Here is a 14,407-nt window from a genome sequence, read left to right as displayed (position 1 = left end):
GGGTCAGCAGCCGAGCGGTGTCGCCGCTCCCGTCCGGTCGGGCGGGCGCTCGTCGCCGCACCGACGCCCGCCTGGAGGACCGATGACCCCGCCCCCACCGCCGCGCCCGGCACAACTCGGCCCGCTGCTCGCCCGGTGCCGGCTGGCCCGGAGCTGGAGCCAGCAGCGCACCGCCGCCGAGTTGTGTGCCGCCGCCGGGGTGCCGACCTTGAGCCGGCACGAGGTGTCCCGGTGGGAACGGCAACGACGCGTCCCGGGAGGGTTCTGGCTCGGTTGGCTCGCCGTGGTGCTGGACGTGCCGTTGGTGGCGCTCGCCGAGGCCGCCGCGGTCACCCGGCGAGCCGGCTCGGCGCGGGCCGTCGGGCCGGGCCGGGCCACGGCCGGCGCACGGCCGGGCGGACGGGCGGACGGGCGGGCCGGGGCCGCACCGGCGGGCGGGCCGGCGGCACTACGCGTGGCGGTGGAGCACGGTACGCGGCGACCGGCTAGCGTCGTGGCGTGACCCACGCTGCTCCCGTGTCTCCCGTCGACCGCGCCGACCTGCGGCAGCGGGTCGACAAGGCCCTCACCGAGTTCCTGGCCGGCCAGCGGGCCCGGTTGACCGGCGTCGACGATGCCCTGGTCCCGGTGGCGGAGGCGATCGAGGCGTTCGTGCTCGGCGGTGGCAAGCGGCTGCGGCCGGCCTTCGCGTACTGGGGGTTCCGGGGCGCCGGCGGGGTGGACGCCGACCAGGTGCTCACCGCCCTGGCCGCGCTGGAATTCGTGCAGGCCAGCGCCCTGATCCATGACGACCTGATGGATCGCTCCGACACCCGGCGCGGCGAGCCGGCGGTGCACCGGCGGTTCGCCGCCCGGCACCGGGCGGCCGGTTGGGGCGGTGACCCGGACGGGTTCGGCGACGCCGCCGCGATCCTGCTCGGCGATCTCTGCCTGGTCTGGTCCGACGAGTTGCTGCACTCCGCGGGGCTGGACCTGCGGGCGGTGGCCCGGGCCCGGCCGGTCTTCGACGAGATGCGCACCGAGGTCACCGTCGGGCAGTACCTCGACGTGCTCACCCAGGTCACCGGGGACACCTCGGTGGAACGGGCCAGCAAGGTCGCCCGGTACAAGTCGGCGAAGTACACGGTCGAGCGTCCGCTGCTGCTCGGCGCCGCGCTGGCCGACGCCACGGCGGACGTGCGGACGGCCTACTCGGCGTACGGGCTGCCGCTGGGCGAGGCGTTCCAGCTCCGCGACGACGTGCTGGGGGTCTTCGGCGACCCGGCGCAGACCGGCAAGCCCGCCGGGGACGACCTGCGCGAGGGCAAGCGCACGTACCTGGTGGCAGCGGCCGTGGAGGCCACCGACGACGCCGGCCGGGAGTTGCTGCTCAGCCGGCTCGGCGACCCTGAGCTCGACGAGCAGGGGGTGGCCCGGCTGCGCGAGCTGATCTCCGCGAGCGGGGCGCTGGCCCGCACCGAGCAGCGCATCGTCACGCTCACCGACTCGGCGCTGGCGGCGCTGGCCGCCGTCGACCTCGACACCGAGGCCCGCCAGGCCCTGGTCGACCTGGCGATAGCCGCCACCCGCCGCGCCGACTGACCCCCTCCCCGGGCCCGGCGGACCTGCCCACTGATGATCATGAAGTTGGCGACGCGACACGCCGCTGCGGACGCCGCCAACTTCATGATCGACGCGCGGGAAAGCGCGGGAAGGGCGCGGGAGGGTTAGAAGCCGAGGGCTTGGGCTCGGCGCTTGACTTCGCGGGCCTGGTCACCGGAGAGGGCGGCGGCCGGGGTGGCGCCGGGGAGGCTGTCGTCCGGCTCGTAGAGCCAGCGCAGCGCGGCCTCGTCGTCGTAGCCGTTGTCGGAGAGCAGGTTGAGCACGCCGGGCAGGTGCTTGAGCACGGTCTGGTTGGCCACCAGGTCCGCCGGCACCCGGCGGATGCCGTCGCGGCGGACCGCCAGCAGCTCCCGGTCACGGATCATCTGGTGCACCTTGCTGATCGACACGTCGAGGCGCTCGGCGACGTCGGGCAGGGTGAGCCAGCCGGCCGGGTCGGCGGGTCCGGCGAGCTCGGGGCCGGGCACGGCCTGGTCGGGTACGGGTTCGGTCACCCGATCACCCTGCCACGCCATTGCCCGAACGAGCCACCGGGCACCCCGGGACGACCGGTCCAACCACTCGGTGGACCGCCGGCGACCAGCGGGTGAGGGGTCGGGACAGGGGTGATGAGCGCGGCGGGACAGACCAGGTTCGCCGCCGGCTGTAGCATCCTGTTCATCCTTTGCCCCCTGGACACATAGACTCCCTGCCGATGGACACACAGGTCGCCGACACGTTGCTGGGCTCGCTGATCGACGGGCGCTACCGCATTCGCGGTCGCGTGGCCCGTGGCGGCATGGCGACCGTGTACACCGCCACCGACGAGCGCCTCGAGCGCACCGTCGCAGTCAAGATCATTCACCCGACCCAGGCGTCCGAGGCGCGGGCCCGGATCGCCAACTTCGTGGCCCGGTTCACCGACGAGGCGAAGACCATCGCCCGGCTGACCCACCCGAACGTGGTGGCGGTCTACGACCAGGGCGCCCACGGCGGGCTGCCGTACCTGGTGATGGAGTACGTCCGCGGCCGCACGCTGCGCGACGTGCTGGCCGAGCGGCGCCGGCTCAACCCGGACGAGGTGCTGGCCATCGCCGAGCAGATGCTCGCCGCGATCGCCGCCGCACACCGCGCCGGCCTGGTGCACCGCGACGTCAAGCCGGAGAACGTGCTGGTCGCCGAGGCGCCCACCGGTGGTGTCGCCAACCTGGTGGACAGCGTCGTCAAGGTGGCCGACTTCGGGTTGGCCCGGGCGGTCGAGGCGAGCGCCGACGAGGAGCAGGGCAACCAGCTGATGGCCACCGTGGCGTACGTCGCCCCGGAGCTGGTCACCGAGGGGCGGGCCGACCCGCGCACCGACGTCTACTCGGCGGGCATCGTGCTGTTCGAGATGCTCACCGGTCGGGTGCCCTACGACGGCGACCGCCCGGTGGACGTCGCGTGGCAGCACGTCGACCGGGACGTGCCGGCACCGTCGACGCTGGTGCCCAGCCTGCCGCCGATCCTCGACGACCTGGTTCAGCGGGCCACCCGGCGCGATCCCGGCGCCCGGCCCGCCGACGCCGGGGCGCTGCTGGCCGAGGTGCAGACGGCCCGGGACCACCTGGGCGACGCGAACAGCCGTACCGCCGTGCTGCGCCGGGTGACCGACGAGCCGCCGATGTCCCAGCCGACCATGATGGTCGCCACGGTCCGCCCGGCCGAGCGCCCGGCCTGGGCCCGGCTGCCCGAGGGCGGCGGGCAGGGGCCGGGCCGGCGACGGGCCGCGCCGGAGCCGGCGGAGGGCCTGTGGTCCCGGCTCGCCGCGCTGCGCGGCACGGTGCTGAGCAACCCGCGGGGCCGGCTGGCCGTCGGGGCCGTGGTGGTGGTGCTGGGCCTGGTGGCCGCGCTCGGCGGCTGGTGGTTCGGCGTCGGCCGCTACACGGCGGCCCCGCAGCTGGTCAGCCTGAGCAAGGCCGACGCGCAGGCGCAGGTCGAGCGCGCCGGGCTCACCCTGGCCTACGGCGAGCCACGCTACGACGAGAAGGCGCCGAAAGACAGCGTGGTGGGGCAGAGCCCGGCGTCGGCCACCAAGATCGTCAAGGGCGGCACCATCACCCTGACCCTCTCCCTGGGCCCGGAGCGCTTCCCGGTGCCGGACGTGATCGGCAAGGACTTCGAGCTGGCCGAGGCGGACCTGGTCAACGCGAAGCTGGTGGTGGTCAAGGGCACCGCCCGTTACGACGACAACCTGCCGGCCGGAGTCGTGGTGGACAGCTCCCCCAAGGTGGGCACCGAGGTCAAACCGGGCGCGAAGGTCACCCTCATCCTGAGCCGGGGTCGGGCGCCGGTGTCGGTGCCGAACCTGGTCGGCAAGAGCCTGACCGAGGCCCGGGCCACCCTGGCCGAGCTCAAACTGGTGCCGGTCGAGACCTACAAGGACTCCGACAAGCCCAAGGACGAGATCCTGGGCCAGAGTCCGGCCGACGGCACCGGCGTCGAGAAGGGCGCCCAGGTCAAGCTGGACGTCAGCAAGGGCCCGCCGCTGGTGGTGGTGCCCCGGGTGGTCGACCTGCCCTGCCCGCAGGCCAAGCAGGTGCTGGAGAGCCAGGGCTTCCCGGTGGCCATCCAGCTCAACCCGAACGCCGTGGTCCGATTCCAGAACCCGGGCGAGAACTCGCAGGTGCCGCCGGGCACCCAGGTCACTATCGGGTGTTTCTGAGATGCCGGTGACCTGTTCCCGACCGGTCGGCGCGCACACCCCCACCTCCGGCGGGCTGGCCAGGGCCGCCCTGCCGTACGCCGACGCGACCGGCGCCGAAGTGGTGCAGGTGTACGTCTCCAACTCGCGGGGCTGGGCGCTGCCCCCAGGTGACCCGGCGCAGGATGTGCTGTTCCGCGACGGCTGCGCCGAGCGGGGCATCCCGGCCTTCATCCATGCCTCGCTGCTGGTCAATCTGGGTTCGCCCACCCCGGCCACGGTCGAGCGTTCGGCCCTGACGCTGGCGCACGCGCTGCGCCGGGGCGTGGCGATCGGCGCCCGGGCGGTGGTGTTCCACGCGGGCAGTTCGGTGGACGAGGGGTACGCCGAGGCGGCGATGCGACAGGTCCGCCAGGAGCTGCTGCCGCTGCTCGACTGGACTGCCGAGACCGGCGGGCCGATGCTGCTGGTCGAACCGAGCGCGGGCGGCGGCCGATCGCTCGCCTCCCGGGTGGAGCATCTCGGGCCCTACCTGGACGCGGTGGACCGGCACCCCATGCTCGGGGTCTGCTTCGACACCTGCCACGCCTGGGCCGCCGGGCACGACCTGGCGGTCGAGGGTGGCATGACGGCGACCCTGGACACGCTGGTGGCCACCGTTGGTGCGGACCGGCTGCGGCTGGTGCACGCCAACGACTCGAAGGACCTGTGCGGCTCCACCCGGGACCGGCACGAGAGCATCGGTAAGGGCACCATCGGTGAGCCCGCCTTCGCCGAGCTGATGGCCCACCCGGCGACCGCCGGCGTCCCGATCGTCGTGGAGACGCCCAGCGAGAAGCAGGTCGGCCACGCCGCCGACATCGCCACCCTCAGCCGCCTCCGCCCCTGAACTCCCACTCCCCTGCGGCGCCCAGCGCGGGGCCCGCGCGGCGTCAGACGCGTGGGGGCCCGCGCGGCATCAGACGCGTGGAGGCCCGCGCGGCATCAGACGCGTGGAGGCCCGCGTGGCGTCAGACGCGTGGGGGCCCGCGTGGCGTCAGACGCGTGGATCTAGGGGAAATCGTCATGGCTGGAGATCAACTAGCGACGATTTCCCCTAGATCGCGGCGGGGGGCGCGCGGGGCGCGGGGCGCGCGGCGCCGTGCGGGGGGTCAGGCGGCCAGGAGGCGGGCCAGGACGGTGGCGGCGCGGGTGACGCCGGCGTCGTCGAGGTCCAGGTGGGTGACCAGGCGGGCGGTACGCGGGCCGAGCACCGAGATCAGCACGCCCTCGGCCCGCGCGGCGGCGGCCAGGGCGCGTGCGTCCAGCGCGTGCTTGGTCAGGTCCAACGGAACCAGGTTGGTGCGGACCGCGGTGGCGAGCACGCCGAACGGCGCGACCGCCTCGGCGAGCCGGGCCGCCCTGGCGTGGTCCTCGGAGAGCCGGTCGACGTGGTGCGCCAGCGCGTACCGGCCGGCGGCGGCGAGGATGCCGGCCTGGCGCATGCCGCCACCCATCCGCTTGCGGATCAACCGGGCCCGTTCGATCTTCTCCGCGCTGCCCACCACCAGCGAGCCGACCGGCGCGCCGAGGCCCTTGGAGAGGCAGACCGACAGCGTGTCGAAGAGCTGGCCGTACTCGACCAGCGGCACACCGTCGGCGACGTGCGCGTGCCAGATCCGGGCGCCGTCACAGTGCAAGGCCACCCCTGCCTCGTCGGCGACCCGGCGCAGCTCCCGGAGGGTGGCCAGCGGGATCACTCCCCCGCCACCCCGGTTGTGGGTCTGCTCGACCGCGATCGCGCGGGTGGGGACCGCGAAGTAGCCGTCCGGCCTGATCATCCCGGCGACCGTCTCCGGGTCGATGTCCGCGCCGACCGCCGGCCAGGTCCGGGAGGAAATCCCGCCGTACGCGGCCGCGGCGCCGATCTCGTACGTGACCACGTGGGCGTCGGCGTCGCAGAGCAGCTCGTTACCGGGCGACACCAGCAGTTGCAGGGCGATCTGGTTGGCCATCGACCCGCTCGGCGCGAACAGCGCCGCCTCATGCCCGAACAGCGCGGCGACCTCGGCCTCCAGCGCGTTGACGGTCGGGTCCTCGCCGTAGACGTCGTCGCCGACCTCGGCGGTGGCCATCGCCTCCCGCATGCCGGGAGTCGGTCGGGTCACCGTGTCGGACCGCAGGTCCACGAATACGTCAGCCACGATCATCCTCTCGACTGCCGACTGCGGGGCTCGCAAGCTCACTCCTCGCGTCAGCCACTGTCATCCTTGTTCGGCCGCCGACTGCGGGGCTCGCAAGCTCACTCCTCGCGTCAGCCACTGTCATCCTTGTTCGGCCGCCGACTGCGGGGCTCGCAAGCTCACTCCTCGCGTCAGCCACGGAGCATCTCCGCTACCAGGAAGGCCAACTCCAACGACTGCTGAGTGTTCAGTCGCGGGTCGCAGGCGGTTTCGTACCGGTCGGGCAGGTCGAGGTCCTCGATGCCCTGGGCGCCACCGAGGCACTCGGTGACGTCCTCGCCGGTCAGTTCGACGTGCAGGCCACCGGGGTGGGTGTCCAGCCCCCGGTGCACCTCGAAGTAGCCGAGCACCTCGTCGACGATGCGGTCGAAGTGCCGGGTCTTGTAGCCGTTGGACGACTCGTGCGTGTTGCCGTGCATCGGGTCGCACTGCCAGACGACCTTGGCGCCGGCCGCGGTGACCTTGGCCACGATCGGCGGCAGGGCGTCGCGCACCCGGTGGTTGCCCATCCGGCTGATCAGGGTGAGCCGGCCGGGGACGTTGTCCGGGTTGAGCTTCTCGCACAGCTCGATCGCCTCGTCCGGAGAGGTGGACGGGCCGAGCTTGACGCCGATGGGGTTGGCGATCCGGGAGATGAAGTCGATGTGCGCGCCGTCGATCTGCCGGGTGCGCTCGCCGATCCAGAGGAAGTGCCCGGAGAGCCCGTACGCCCGGCGGTCGGAGACGCGGGTGAGCGCCCGGTCGTACTCCAGGGCGAGTGCCTCGTGGGAGCAGTAGAGGGTGACGGTGCGCAGCGCCTCGTCGTCGGTCATCCCGCAGGCCCGGATGAAGGCCAGCGCCCGGTCGATCTCCCGCGCGATCGCCTCGTAGCGCTCCCCGGCCGGGGAGTTCTTCACGAAGCCCTTGTTCCAGTCGTGCACGGCGTGCAGGTCGGCGAGCCCGCCGGCGAGGTACGCCCGGAGCATGTTCATCGCCGCCGCCGAGTTGGCGTACGCCCGGATCATGCGCTGCGGGTCGGCGACCCGGGCGGCCGGGTCGGCCTCCAGCGAGTTGATCATGTCGCCGCGGTAGGCGGGCAGACCACGCGCGTCGGTGGGCAGCGAGCGGGGCTTGGTGTACTGCCCGGCGACCCGGGCGACCTTGACCACCGGCAGCGACGCGCCGTAGGTGAGCACGATCGCCATCTGGAGCAGGGTGCGGGCGTTGGCCAGCAGGTGGCTCTCGGTGTTGTCGGCGAAGGTCTCGGCGCAGTCACCGCCCTGGAGCAGGAACGCCTTGCCCTCGCAGACCAGGGCGAGCTTCTGCCGGAGCTGGTCCACCTCGTAGGGCGCGACGACCGACGGCACGGTGTCGAGCACCTTGCAGACCTCGGCGACGGTGGCCGGGTCGGCCCACGGCGGGGTCTGCTCGCGGGGCAGGCCCCGCCAGCGGTCGAGACCGAGGGCGGCGTCCTCGGCGGAGTCGACGGTCGGTCGGCTGGTCTGCAGGCCCGGGCTGCCCACCGCGGGATGGCTCAGCTGATGCCACTCATGGCGCATGACAGAAAGCGTACGGCGACCGCCGGGGTGCCCGGGCGGCGAGGGGGACGGTTCCGGCAGATGGGAGACCACTCCCAGCCGGCGCAGGTCAGGAAGCGGGCGAGGGGACGACGCCGGCCGGCGTCGCGGCGGCGCCCGGCGCTTCCCCGGCGATGCACCAGTCGCCGCCGTCCCGGGTGACGGTGAACACCAGCGGCCGGGTGGTCTTGCGCTTGCCGGCGGTGACCGAGACCGAGACGCTGACCTCCTGGCCACGCGGGCCGGACCGGACGTCGGTGATCGCCGCCTCGGGCACCTCGAAGTGATCGGCGAAGTCGCCGTTGGGGCCGGTCGCGCCCAGGTCGAAGCCCTCGTGCAGCAGCGCGCAGAGCTGGCTTCGGCCGGCGGCGACGTCCTTGGCGGTCATCGCGTCGAGGTACGCCTGCACGCGCTCGCGGGACCGGGTGGCGGCCTCCTCGGCGGGGGCCCGCTCAGGCTTGGCGGCCGGCTCGTCGCCGCCGCCGGTGAGCCCGCAGCCAACCAGGGCGACCGGCAGCAGCACCAGCCCGGCGGCGGTCGCCGCCAGCCTGCGGTGGGTCGGGCGCATGACCACCTCCGTCGACGGGGACATCGAGACTGCCGAGCCGCGAGTCTGCCACATCGGGCCGGCCCCGCCCAACGCCGGCGGCCCGGCCGACGCTGGGCGTCGACCGGGCCGGTACGTCACGGGCGGGGAGGGGCGGTGCGTGCCCCTCCCCGCCGTGTGGGTGGTGCGTCGGCCCTCGGCTCAGCCGAGACCGCCCTTGATGGCGCCGATGAGCTCCCCGTTGCCGGTGTCACCGGAGAGCTCCCAGAAGAACGCGCCACCGAGGCCCTGGTTCTTCGCGTACGTCATCTTGCCGTTGATGGTCGACGGGGTGTCGTAGCTCCACCAGTTGCTGCCGCACTTGGCGTACGCGGTGCCGGCGACCGTGCCGGTGGCCGGGCAGGTGTTCTTGAGGACCTTGTAGTCCTCGATGCCCGCCTCGTACGTGCCCGGCGCCGCGCCGGTGGCGCTGCCGCCCGGGGCGGCCTGGGTGACGCCGGTCCAGCCCCGGCCGTAGAAGCCGATGCCCAGCAGCAGCTTGTTGGCCGGGACGCCCTTGCTCTTGAGCTTCTGGATCGCCGCGTCGGAGTTGAAGCCCTGCTGCGGGATGCCGGTGTACGACGTGAGCGGGGAGTGCGGGGCGGTCGGGCCCTGGGCGTTGAACGCGCCGAAGTAGTCGTACGTCATCGGCATCAGCCAGTTGAGGTTGCCGATGGCGCCGGCGTAGTCGGTGGCGTCGATCTTGCCGCCGTTGCTGCCGTCCGCGGTGATCGCGGCCGTGACCAGGGCGTTGGAGCCGAACCTCGACCGCAGCGCGCTGATCACGTTCTTGAACGCGTTCGGGCCGCTGGTGTCACAGGTCAGGCCGCAGGCGTTGGGGTACTCCCAGTCGACGTCGATGCCGTCGAAGACGTCCGCCCAGCGCGGGTCCTCGACCAGGTTGTAGCAGCTCTCGGCGAAGGCGGCCGGGTTCTGCGCAGCCTGGGTGAAGCCGCCGGACCAGGTCCAGCCACCGAAGGACCAGATCACCTTGAGGTGCGGGTTCATCTGCTTGAGCTTGCGCAGCTGGTTGAAGCTGCCGCGCAGCGGCTGGTCCCAGGTGTCGGCGACGCCGTCGACGCTGTCCGCCGCCGTGTACGCCTTCTCGTAGTCGGCGTAGCTGTCCCCGATGGCGCAGCGGCCGCCGGTGGTGTTGCCGAAGGCGTACAGGATGTGGGTCAGCTTGGCGGCCGAGCCGCTGGTCTGGATGTTCCTGACGTGGTAGTTGCGCCCGTAGACGCCCCACTCGGCGAAGTAGCCGACGACCTTCTTGCCACCCGGGTTCGGCGGGGTGGTGGTCGGCGGCGGAGTGGTGGGCGGCGGGGTGGTGGGCGGGGCCGTGGTGGGCGGGGTGGTGGTCGGCGGGGGCGTGGTCGGCGGAGGGGTGCCGCCGCCGCAGGCCGCGCCGTTGACCGTGCAGTTCAGTGGCGCCTTGTAGGCGCCGGTGCCGTTGTAGCCCCAGCTGAACGAGGCGCCCGGGGCGAGCCCACCGGCCCAGCTCTTCTTGACTGCGACGTAGTGGTTGCCGCTGCTGGTCACGTCGGCGTCCCAGGAACTGCTGATGGTGGTGCCCGACGGCAGGTCGAATTCGATACGCCAGGTGCTGACCGTGGCACTCGACCCGTTGGTGACGGTCACCCTCGTCTCGTGACCGGTCCCCCAGTCCTGTGCCTTGGTGAACGTGGTGGTGACCGTGCCGGCGCCGAACGCGGTGGTCATCGGCACCGCCGCGACGGTCACGGCGACCACGGCACCGGCCCAGAGGGCCCGGCGGAGCGATCTTTTCATGAGGCGTCTCCCGAACTGTTAGGAAACTTTCCAAAAGAGATGGTGAGACGGTACTCACGGCGTCATCACTTCGTCAAGATGTGCATGTTTCGATTTCTTCTGGTGCGTGGAGTGCACCTGCTCCGCCCGTCATCGGAGCCCCGCCGGCCGGCGCGTAGCCTCGGGCCATGACCGTCTTCGACATCCCGATCGACGCCCTCACCGGCGGCCCCGCCGACCTCGCCCGCTACCGCGGCCGGGCGCTGCTGGTCGTCAACGTGGCCTCCCGCTGCGGCCTCACCCCCCAGTACGCCGGCCTCCAGACCCTCGCGGACTCCTACGCCGACCGCGGCCTGGTGGTGCTCGGCGTGCCCTGCAACCAGTTCGCCGGGCAGGAGCCGGGAAGCGCCGCCGAGATCAGCGACTTCTGCGAGGTCAACTACGGGGTCACCTTCCCGCTGACCGAGAAGGTCGACGTCAACGGCCCCGACCGGCACCCGCTCTACGCCGCGCTGGTGGACACCCCGGACGCCGACGGGCACACCGGGGACGTCCGGTGGAACTTCGAGAAGTTCCTGGTGGCGCCGGACGGCACGGTCGCCGCCCGGTTCGCCCCCACGGTCGAGCCCGGCGCCGACGAGCTGCGCGCCGCCATCGAGAAGGTGCTACCCGCCACGGCCTGACCCGGCTGGCATCACGGCCCGGCGAACCGCCACTGCGCCGCGTCCGCCAGCGGGCGGTAGCCGAGGGCCTGGTAGATCCGGTTGCTGGTCGGGTTGGCGAGATCGGTGTAGAGCGCGCACGCGGCGGCGCCGGCGTCCAGCGCGTATTGGCTGACGTGCGCGACGCAGCCGCTGGCGTAGCCGTGCCCCCGCCACTGTGGCGGCGTGTACACGCCGCTGATTCGGACCACGCCGGCGACCGGCCGGCTCAGCCAGGCCGTCGAGACCGGCGTGCCGGCCTGCTCCCACAGCCAGAGCAGGTCGCCGTACGGCAGTCGGGCGCCGATCTGCCCGGCCGCGTCGACCGGCGGACCGTCGGGCATCGTCTCCGCGCCGTACGCGGCGGACCAGGCGATCAGCAGGTCCCGGTCCGCGGCGGTGGCCGGGCGGGCGCGTCCGGGCACACCCACCGGCGGCCGGACCGCGTCCAGCTGGAAGATCCGCTGCGCGGTGCCGGGTACGGCGATCCTGTCAGCGTGTTGGGCGTACCGCTCGGCGAACCCGACCACGGCCGGGACCGGGCCGTGCACCTCGACCAGCGGCGGCACCGCCCGGACGAAGTGCTCGGCGAGCGCCCGCGTGGCCGCCGCCGACACCGCGCCGAGCAACGGCCCGCGCGGCGGCGTGTGCACCGCCGCACCCACCGTCGCGCCGTCGACCACCCGGACGAACCGCTCGTCCCCGGAGAGTGGCACGTCACCGGAGAGCCGGTCCGCGACCAGCGTGAGCAGTACGTTGTGCAGGACGGGCTCGCGACGCAACCAGGCGTCGGCTGCGGCGGCGAAGGTCGCGAGATCCTCGGTCAGACACTGCACGGACGGCATTCTGCGCACCCGTCGGCGCCTCGACAACCGGAATAACCCACCACGGCGGTCGGGAATGTGTCGCGGGTGGACGGAGTTGGGAACCAACATGACAACTGTGGGACTGATCGGCAGTGGCAACATCGGCGGCACCCTGGCCCGGCTGGCGGTGGCCGCCGGCTACGAGGTGGTGCTGAGCAACTCGCGGGGGCCGGAGACGCTCACCGAGCTGGTCGACGAGCTGGGCCAGCACGCCAGCGCCGGCATGGCACAGGACGCGGCGCAGGTCGGCGACCTCGTGGTGGTCAGCGTTCCCCTGAAGGCCTACCGGGCGGTGCCGGTGGAGCCGCTGGCCGGCAAGGTCGTCATCGACACCAACAACTACTACACGGAGCGCGACGGGAACTTCCCGGAGCTGGACTCCGGCGAGGTCACCAGCAGCGAGCTGCTCCAGCGGCACCTGCCGGACGCCCGGGTGGTCAAGGTCTTCAACAACATCTTCTTCAAGCACCTGGCCTCGCTGGCCCGGCCGTCGGGCGCAGCCGACCGCAGCGCCCTCGCGATCGCCGGCGACGACGCCGCCGCGAAGTCCGAGGTGACGGAATTCCTGGACCGGATCGGCTACGACGCGGTGGACGTCGGCCCGCTGGCCGAGGGGTGGCGCTACCAGCCGGACACCCCGGCCTACGGCACGCTCTACTCGGCCGACCCCACCAACTGGGAGCACCCGAAGCGGGGCGACGCCGACACGCTGCGCGCCCTCCTGGCCGCCGCCATCCGCTGACCGTCACCGCCAGGCGGGGCCCTCTGCGGCGTCGCCTAGCGGGTGGTCGTCCGCAGGGCGGCGGCGAGTTCCTCGTCGTAGCTGGCGATCCGCTGGCCGTCCGAGGCGTACGCGACGAGCCGACCCTGTGCCATGCTCGCCGACCGGAACGAGAACGTCCGCGTCCCCGGGTAGGCGGCGAGCAGGGGAATGGTCCGGGGCGCCCCGCCCGGCGCGGAGTAGTACTCCAACCGGGCCACCTGTCCGGAGACCACACCGTTGACCCGCACCTTGGTCTTCTCGGCCCGGGTGCCGAAGGTGACCGGCGCGTCGGTGCCGTAGGCGGCGCACTCGGCCGGGCCACGGCAGACGAAGAAGTATCGCGGGTTGACCACGTCGTCGAGGCTGTACGCCTTGAAGGTCGGGTCCGCCCCGGCGGGCAGCGGTTGCACGGCGAAGAACGCCACCGCCACGGTGGCCGTGACGCCCACCCGCCACCAGGCCCGCCCGGCGGCCGGTCGCCGGTGCGTCCGGGCGGCGGCGACCGCGACGCCACCGAAGCCGGCCAGGCACAGCAGGCACACCCCGACGGCGCGCGCGTTCTCCAACAGGAACTGCACGCCCGGCCGTATCGACACCGGGCTGAGGACGGCCCCCAACGAGACGACCATGGCGGCGAGCAGCGCCGCGCCGGCGGCCCGCTGGGTGACGCCGGACGCGCCGATCAGCAGCATCGCGGCGAGCACCGGCCACACCTGATGGTGGGTCCAGGAAACCGGGGACGCGGCCACGGTGGCGCAACCGACGAGCACCGCGGCGTGCCCGGGGCGGCCCTGCGCGGTCAACTGCCGGGCGCGCAGCAGCGCCGCCGCGCAGATGAGCGCCACCAGACCGGCCCAGAGGAGGGGCAGCGCCGCCTCGTCGACCCCGACGCGCAGCAGCATCCCGTGCACGGACTGGTTGCCGAGCGAGGCCAGGTTGCCGATCCGGGAGGTCTGCCGCACGGCCTGGGTCCAGTAGGTCCAGCTCTCGCCGGGCAGCACGATCGCGGCGAGCCCGGCGCAGGCCACGAACGTCGCCGCCGCCCGGCCGGCGTCGCGGTAGCGACCGGTGACGAGGAAGTAGACCACGAACAGCAGTGGGGTCAGCTTGATCGCCGCGGCCACCCCGACCAGCACGCCACGCACGCGGGGTGGAACCACGCCCATCCCGTCCAGCAGCGCCATCAGCACGACGAAGATGCTGACCTGCCCGAAGCGCAGGTTGCTCTGCACCGGCGCGGAGAGCATCAGCACCGTGGCCGCCACCGCCACGACGAGCGGGCGACGGGACCGTCGGGCGGTCAGCGCGACACCGACCGACCCGGCGATGGCGACGACGGCCGCGCACGTCGCCAGCAGCCAGACCGCCTGCAACACGCCCTCGCTGACGGCGGTGATCGGACCCAGCACGAGGGCGGCGAACGGCGGATAGGTGAACGGCCCCCCGTTCTCCGCCACGTATCCGTACAGCGGCCGCCCGGCGTGCAGGTCGGACAACGCTCCGTAGTAGATGTGCAGGTCGGAGAGGCGGTCCTCGCGTCGCGACACGAGCACACAGGACACCAGCGCGACGACGACGAAGGCCGTCCACACCAGCGCCACTCGGCGATCCCGCATCGACCGAGAATAAGGGAGCACAACGATCTGCGTCGGCCCGTCGACACCGCGTCTGCCGTCGGGAGAACG

At 73.1% G+C, this 14,407-nt stretch carries 13 protein-coding genes; 6 read left to right on the top strand and 7 right to left on the bottom strand.

Annotation, left to right across the window (positions count from 1 at the left end; genetic code table 11):
• The first annotated feature begins 82 nt into the window (after nt 1–82).
• Together KBX63_RS14645 and KBX63_RS14640 are read left to right on the top strand one after the other, a co-directional pair.
• Nucleotides 83–502 carry a helix-turn-helix domain-containing protein gene (locus tag KBX63_RS14645; protein ID WP_210911567.1) on the top strand — a complete coding sequence of 140 codons (420 nt, stop codon included), beginning with the start codon at nt 83–85 and terminating at the stop codon, nt 500–502.
• The gene (locus KBX63_RS14640) at nt 499–1,581 is read left to right on the top strand and encodes a polyprenyl synthetase family protein (protein ID WP_210911566.1); all 1,083 of its coding nucleotides are present in this window, start codon (nt 499–501) and stop codon (nt 1,579–1,581) included. The genes KBX63_RS14645 and KBX63_RS14640 overlap by 4 nt, the downstream gene beginning before the upstream one ends.
• 125 nt (nt 1,582–1,706) lie before the next feature.
• Here KBX63_RS14640 and KBX63_RS14635 read toward each other — a convergent pair whose 3' ends face one another.
• On the bottom strand, nt 1,707–2,096 hold the full coding sequence (locus tag KBX63_RS14635) for an Rv2175c family DNA-binding protein (protein ID WP_210911565.1): 390 nt from the start codon (nt 2,094–2,096) through the stop codon (nt 1,707–1,709).
• Nucleotides 2,097–2,296: 200 nt separating this feature from the next.
• Between KBX63_RS14635 and pknB the strand changes: the two genes are divergently transcribed.
• Together pknB and KBX63_RS14625 are read left to right on the top strand one after the other, a co-directional pair.
• Entirely contained in the window at nt 2,297–4,282 is a 1,986-nt protein-coding gene (pknB, locus tag KBX63_RS14630) for a Stk1 family PASTA domain-containing Ser/Thr kinase (RefSeq protein WP_210911564.1), read from the top strand.
• A 1-nt stretch (nt 4,283) separates the two neighbouring features.
• The gene (locus tag KBX63_RS14625) at nt 4,284–5,150 is read left to right on the top strand and encodes a deoxyribonuclease IV (protein ID WP_210911563.1); all 867 of its coding nucleotides are present in this window, start codon (nt 4,284–4,286) and stop codon (nt 5,148–5,150) included.
• A gap of 262 nt (nt 5,151–5,412) precedes the next feature.
• On the opposite strand, the gene KBX63_RS14620 is transcribed toward KBX63_RS14625, so the two are convergent.
• The 4 genes from KBX63_RS14620 to KBX63_RS14605 all read right to left on the bottom strand — a co-directional run bounded on the left by KBX63_RS14620 (nt 5,413) and on the right by KBX63_RS14605 (nt 10,413).
• Entirely contained in the window at nt 5,413–6,444 is a 1,032-nt protein-coding gene (locus KBX63_RS14620; protein WP_210911562.1) for a low specificity L-threonine aldolase, read from the bottom strand.
• 170 nt (nt 6,445–6,614) lie between these two features.
• On the bottom strand, nt 6,615–8,021 hold the full coding sequence (locus KBX63_RS14615; RefSeq protein ID WP_210911561.1) for a class II 3-deoxy-7-phosphoheptulonate synthase: 1,407 nt from the start codon (nt 8,019–8,021) through the stop codon (nt 6,615–6,617).
• An 88-nt stretch (nt 8,022–8,109) separates the two neighbouring features.
• A complete protein-coding gene (locus KBX63_RS14610) occupies nt 8,110–8,607 on the bottom strand; it encodes a nuclear transport factor 2 family protein (RefSeq protein ID WP_210911560.1) in 498 nt (165 codons plus the stop codon).
• Nucleotides 8,608–8,787: 180 nt separating this feature from the next.
• Nucleotides 8,788–10,413, bottom strand: coding sequence for a glycosyl hydrolase family 18 protein (locus tag KBX63_RS14605; RefSeq protein WP_210911559.1), 1,626 nt, complete (start codon nt 10,411–10,413; stop codon nt 8,788–8,790).
• A gap of 167 nt (nt 10,414–10,580) precedes the next feature.
• On the opposite strand from KBX63_RS14605, the gene KBX63_RS14600 reads away from it, so the two are divergent.
• The gene (locus KBX63_RS14600; RefSeq protein WP_210911558.1) at nt 10,581–11,075 is read left to right on the top strand and encodes a glutathione peroxidase; all 495 of its coding nucleotides are present in this window, start codon (nt 10,581–10,583) and stop codon (nt 11,073–11,075) included.
• Between the two features lie 11 nt (nt 11,076–11,086).
• On the opposite strand, the gene KBX63_RS14595 is transcribed toward KBX63_RS14600, so the two are convergent.
• Nucleotides 11,087–11,929, bottom strand: coding sequence for a GNAT family N-acetyltransferase (locus KBX63_RS14595; protein ID WP_210911557.1), 843 nt, complete (start codon nt 11,927–11,929; stop codon nt 11,087–11,089).
• Nucleotides 11,930–12,026: 97 nt separating this feature from the next.
• Between KBX63_RS14595 and KBX63_RS14590 the strand changes: the two genes are divergently transcribed.
• Entirely contained in the window at nt 12,027–12,701 is a 675-nt protein-coding gene (locus KBX63_RS14590; protein ID WP_210911556.1) for an NADPH-dependent F420 reductase, read from the top strand.
• 35 nt (nt 12,702–12,736) lie between these two features.
• Here the strand turns inward: KBX63_RS14590 and KBX63_RS14585 are convergent, their stop codons facing one another.
• Nucleotides 12,737–14,338: a glycosyltransferase 87 family protein gene (locus KBX63_RS14585; protein WP_210911555.1), complete on the bottom strand. Its 1,602-nt coding sequence runs from the start codon at nt 14,336–14,338 to the stop codon at nt 12,737–12,739.
• Nucleotides 14,339–14,407 lie beyond the last annotated feature (69 nt).

Origin of the sequence: Micromonospora sp. U21 (assembly GCF_018070045.1) — a bacterium.
Lineage (GTDB): Bacteria > Actinomycetota > Actinomycetes > Mycobacteriales > Micromonosporaceae > Micromonospora.
The sequence above is the reverse complement of the archived record's forward strand: the minus strand, read 5'-3'. Positions and strand labels throughout refer to the sequence as shown.

Bases quoted from the DNA above. Each gene is read 5' to 3' on its own strand.
- KBX63_RS14645 (WP_210911567.1), top strand. From the start codon at position 83: ATGACCCCGCCCCCACCGCCGCGCCCGGCACAACTCGGCCCGCTGCTC.
- pknB (WP_210911564.1), top strand. From the start codon at position 2,297: ATGGACACACAGGTCGCCGACACGTTGCTGGGCTCGCTGATCGACGGG.
- KBX63_RS14625 (WP_210911563.1), top strand. From the start codon at position 4,284: ATGCCGGTGACCTGTTCCCGACCGGTCGGCGCGCACACCCCCACCTCC.
- KBX63_RS14615 (WP_210911561.1), bottom strand. From the start codon at position 8,021: ATGCGCCATGAGTGGCATCAGCTGAGCCATCCCGCGGTGGGCAGCCCG.
- KBX63_RS14610 (WP_210911560.1), bottom strand. From the start codon at position 8,607: ATGCGCCCGACCCACCGCAGGCTGGCGGCGACCGCCGCCGGGCTGGTG.
- KBX63_RS14605 (WP_210911559.1), bottom strand. From the start codon at position 10,413: ATGAAAAGATCGCTCCGCCGGGCCCTCTGGGCCGGTGCCGTGGTCGCC.
- KBX63_RS14600 (WP_210911558.1), top strand. From the start codon at position 10,581: ATGACCGTCTTCGACATCCCGATCGACGCCCTCACCGGCGGCCCCGCC.
- KBX63_RS14590 (WP_210911556.1), top strand. From the start codon at position 12,027: ATGACAACTGTGGGACTGATCGGCAGTGGCAACATCGGCGGCACCCTG.
- KBX63_RS14585 (WP_210911555.1), bottom strand. From the start codon at position 14,338: ATGCGGGATCGCCGAGTGGCGCTGGTGTGGACGGCCTTCGTCGTCGTC.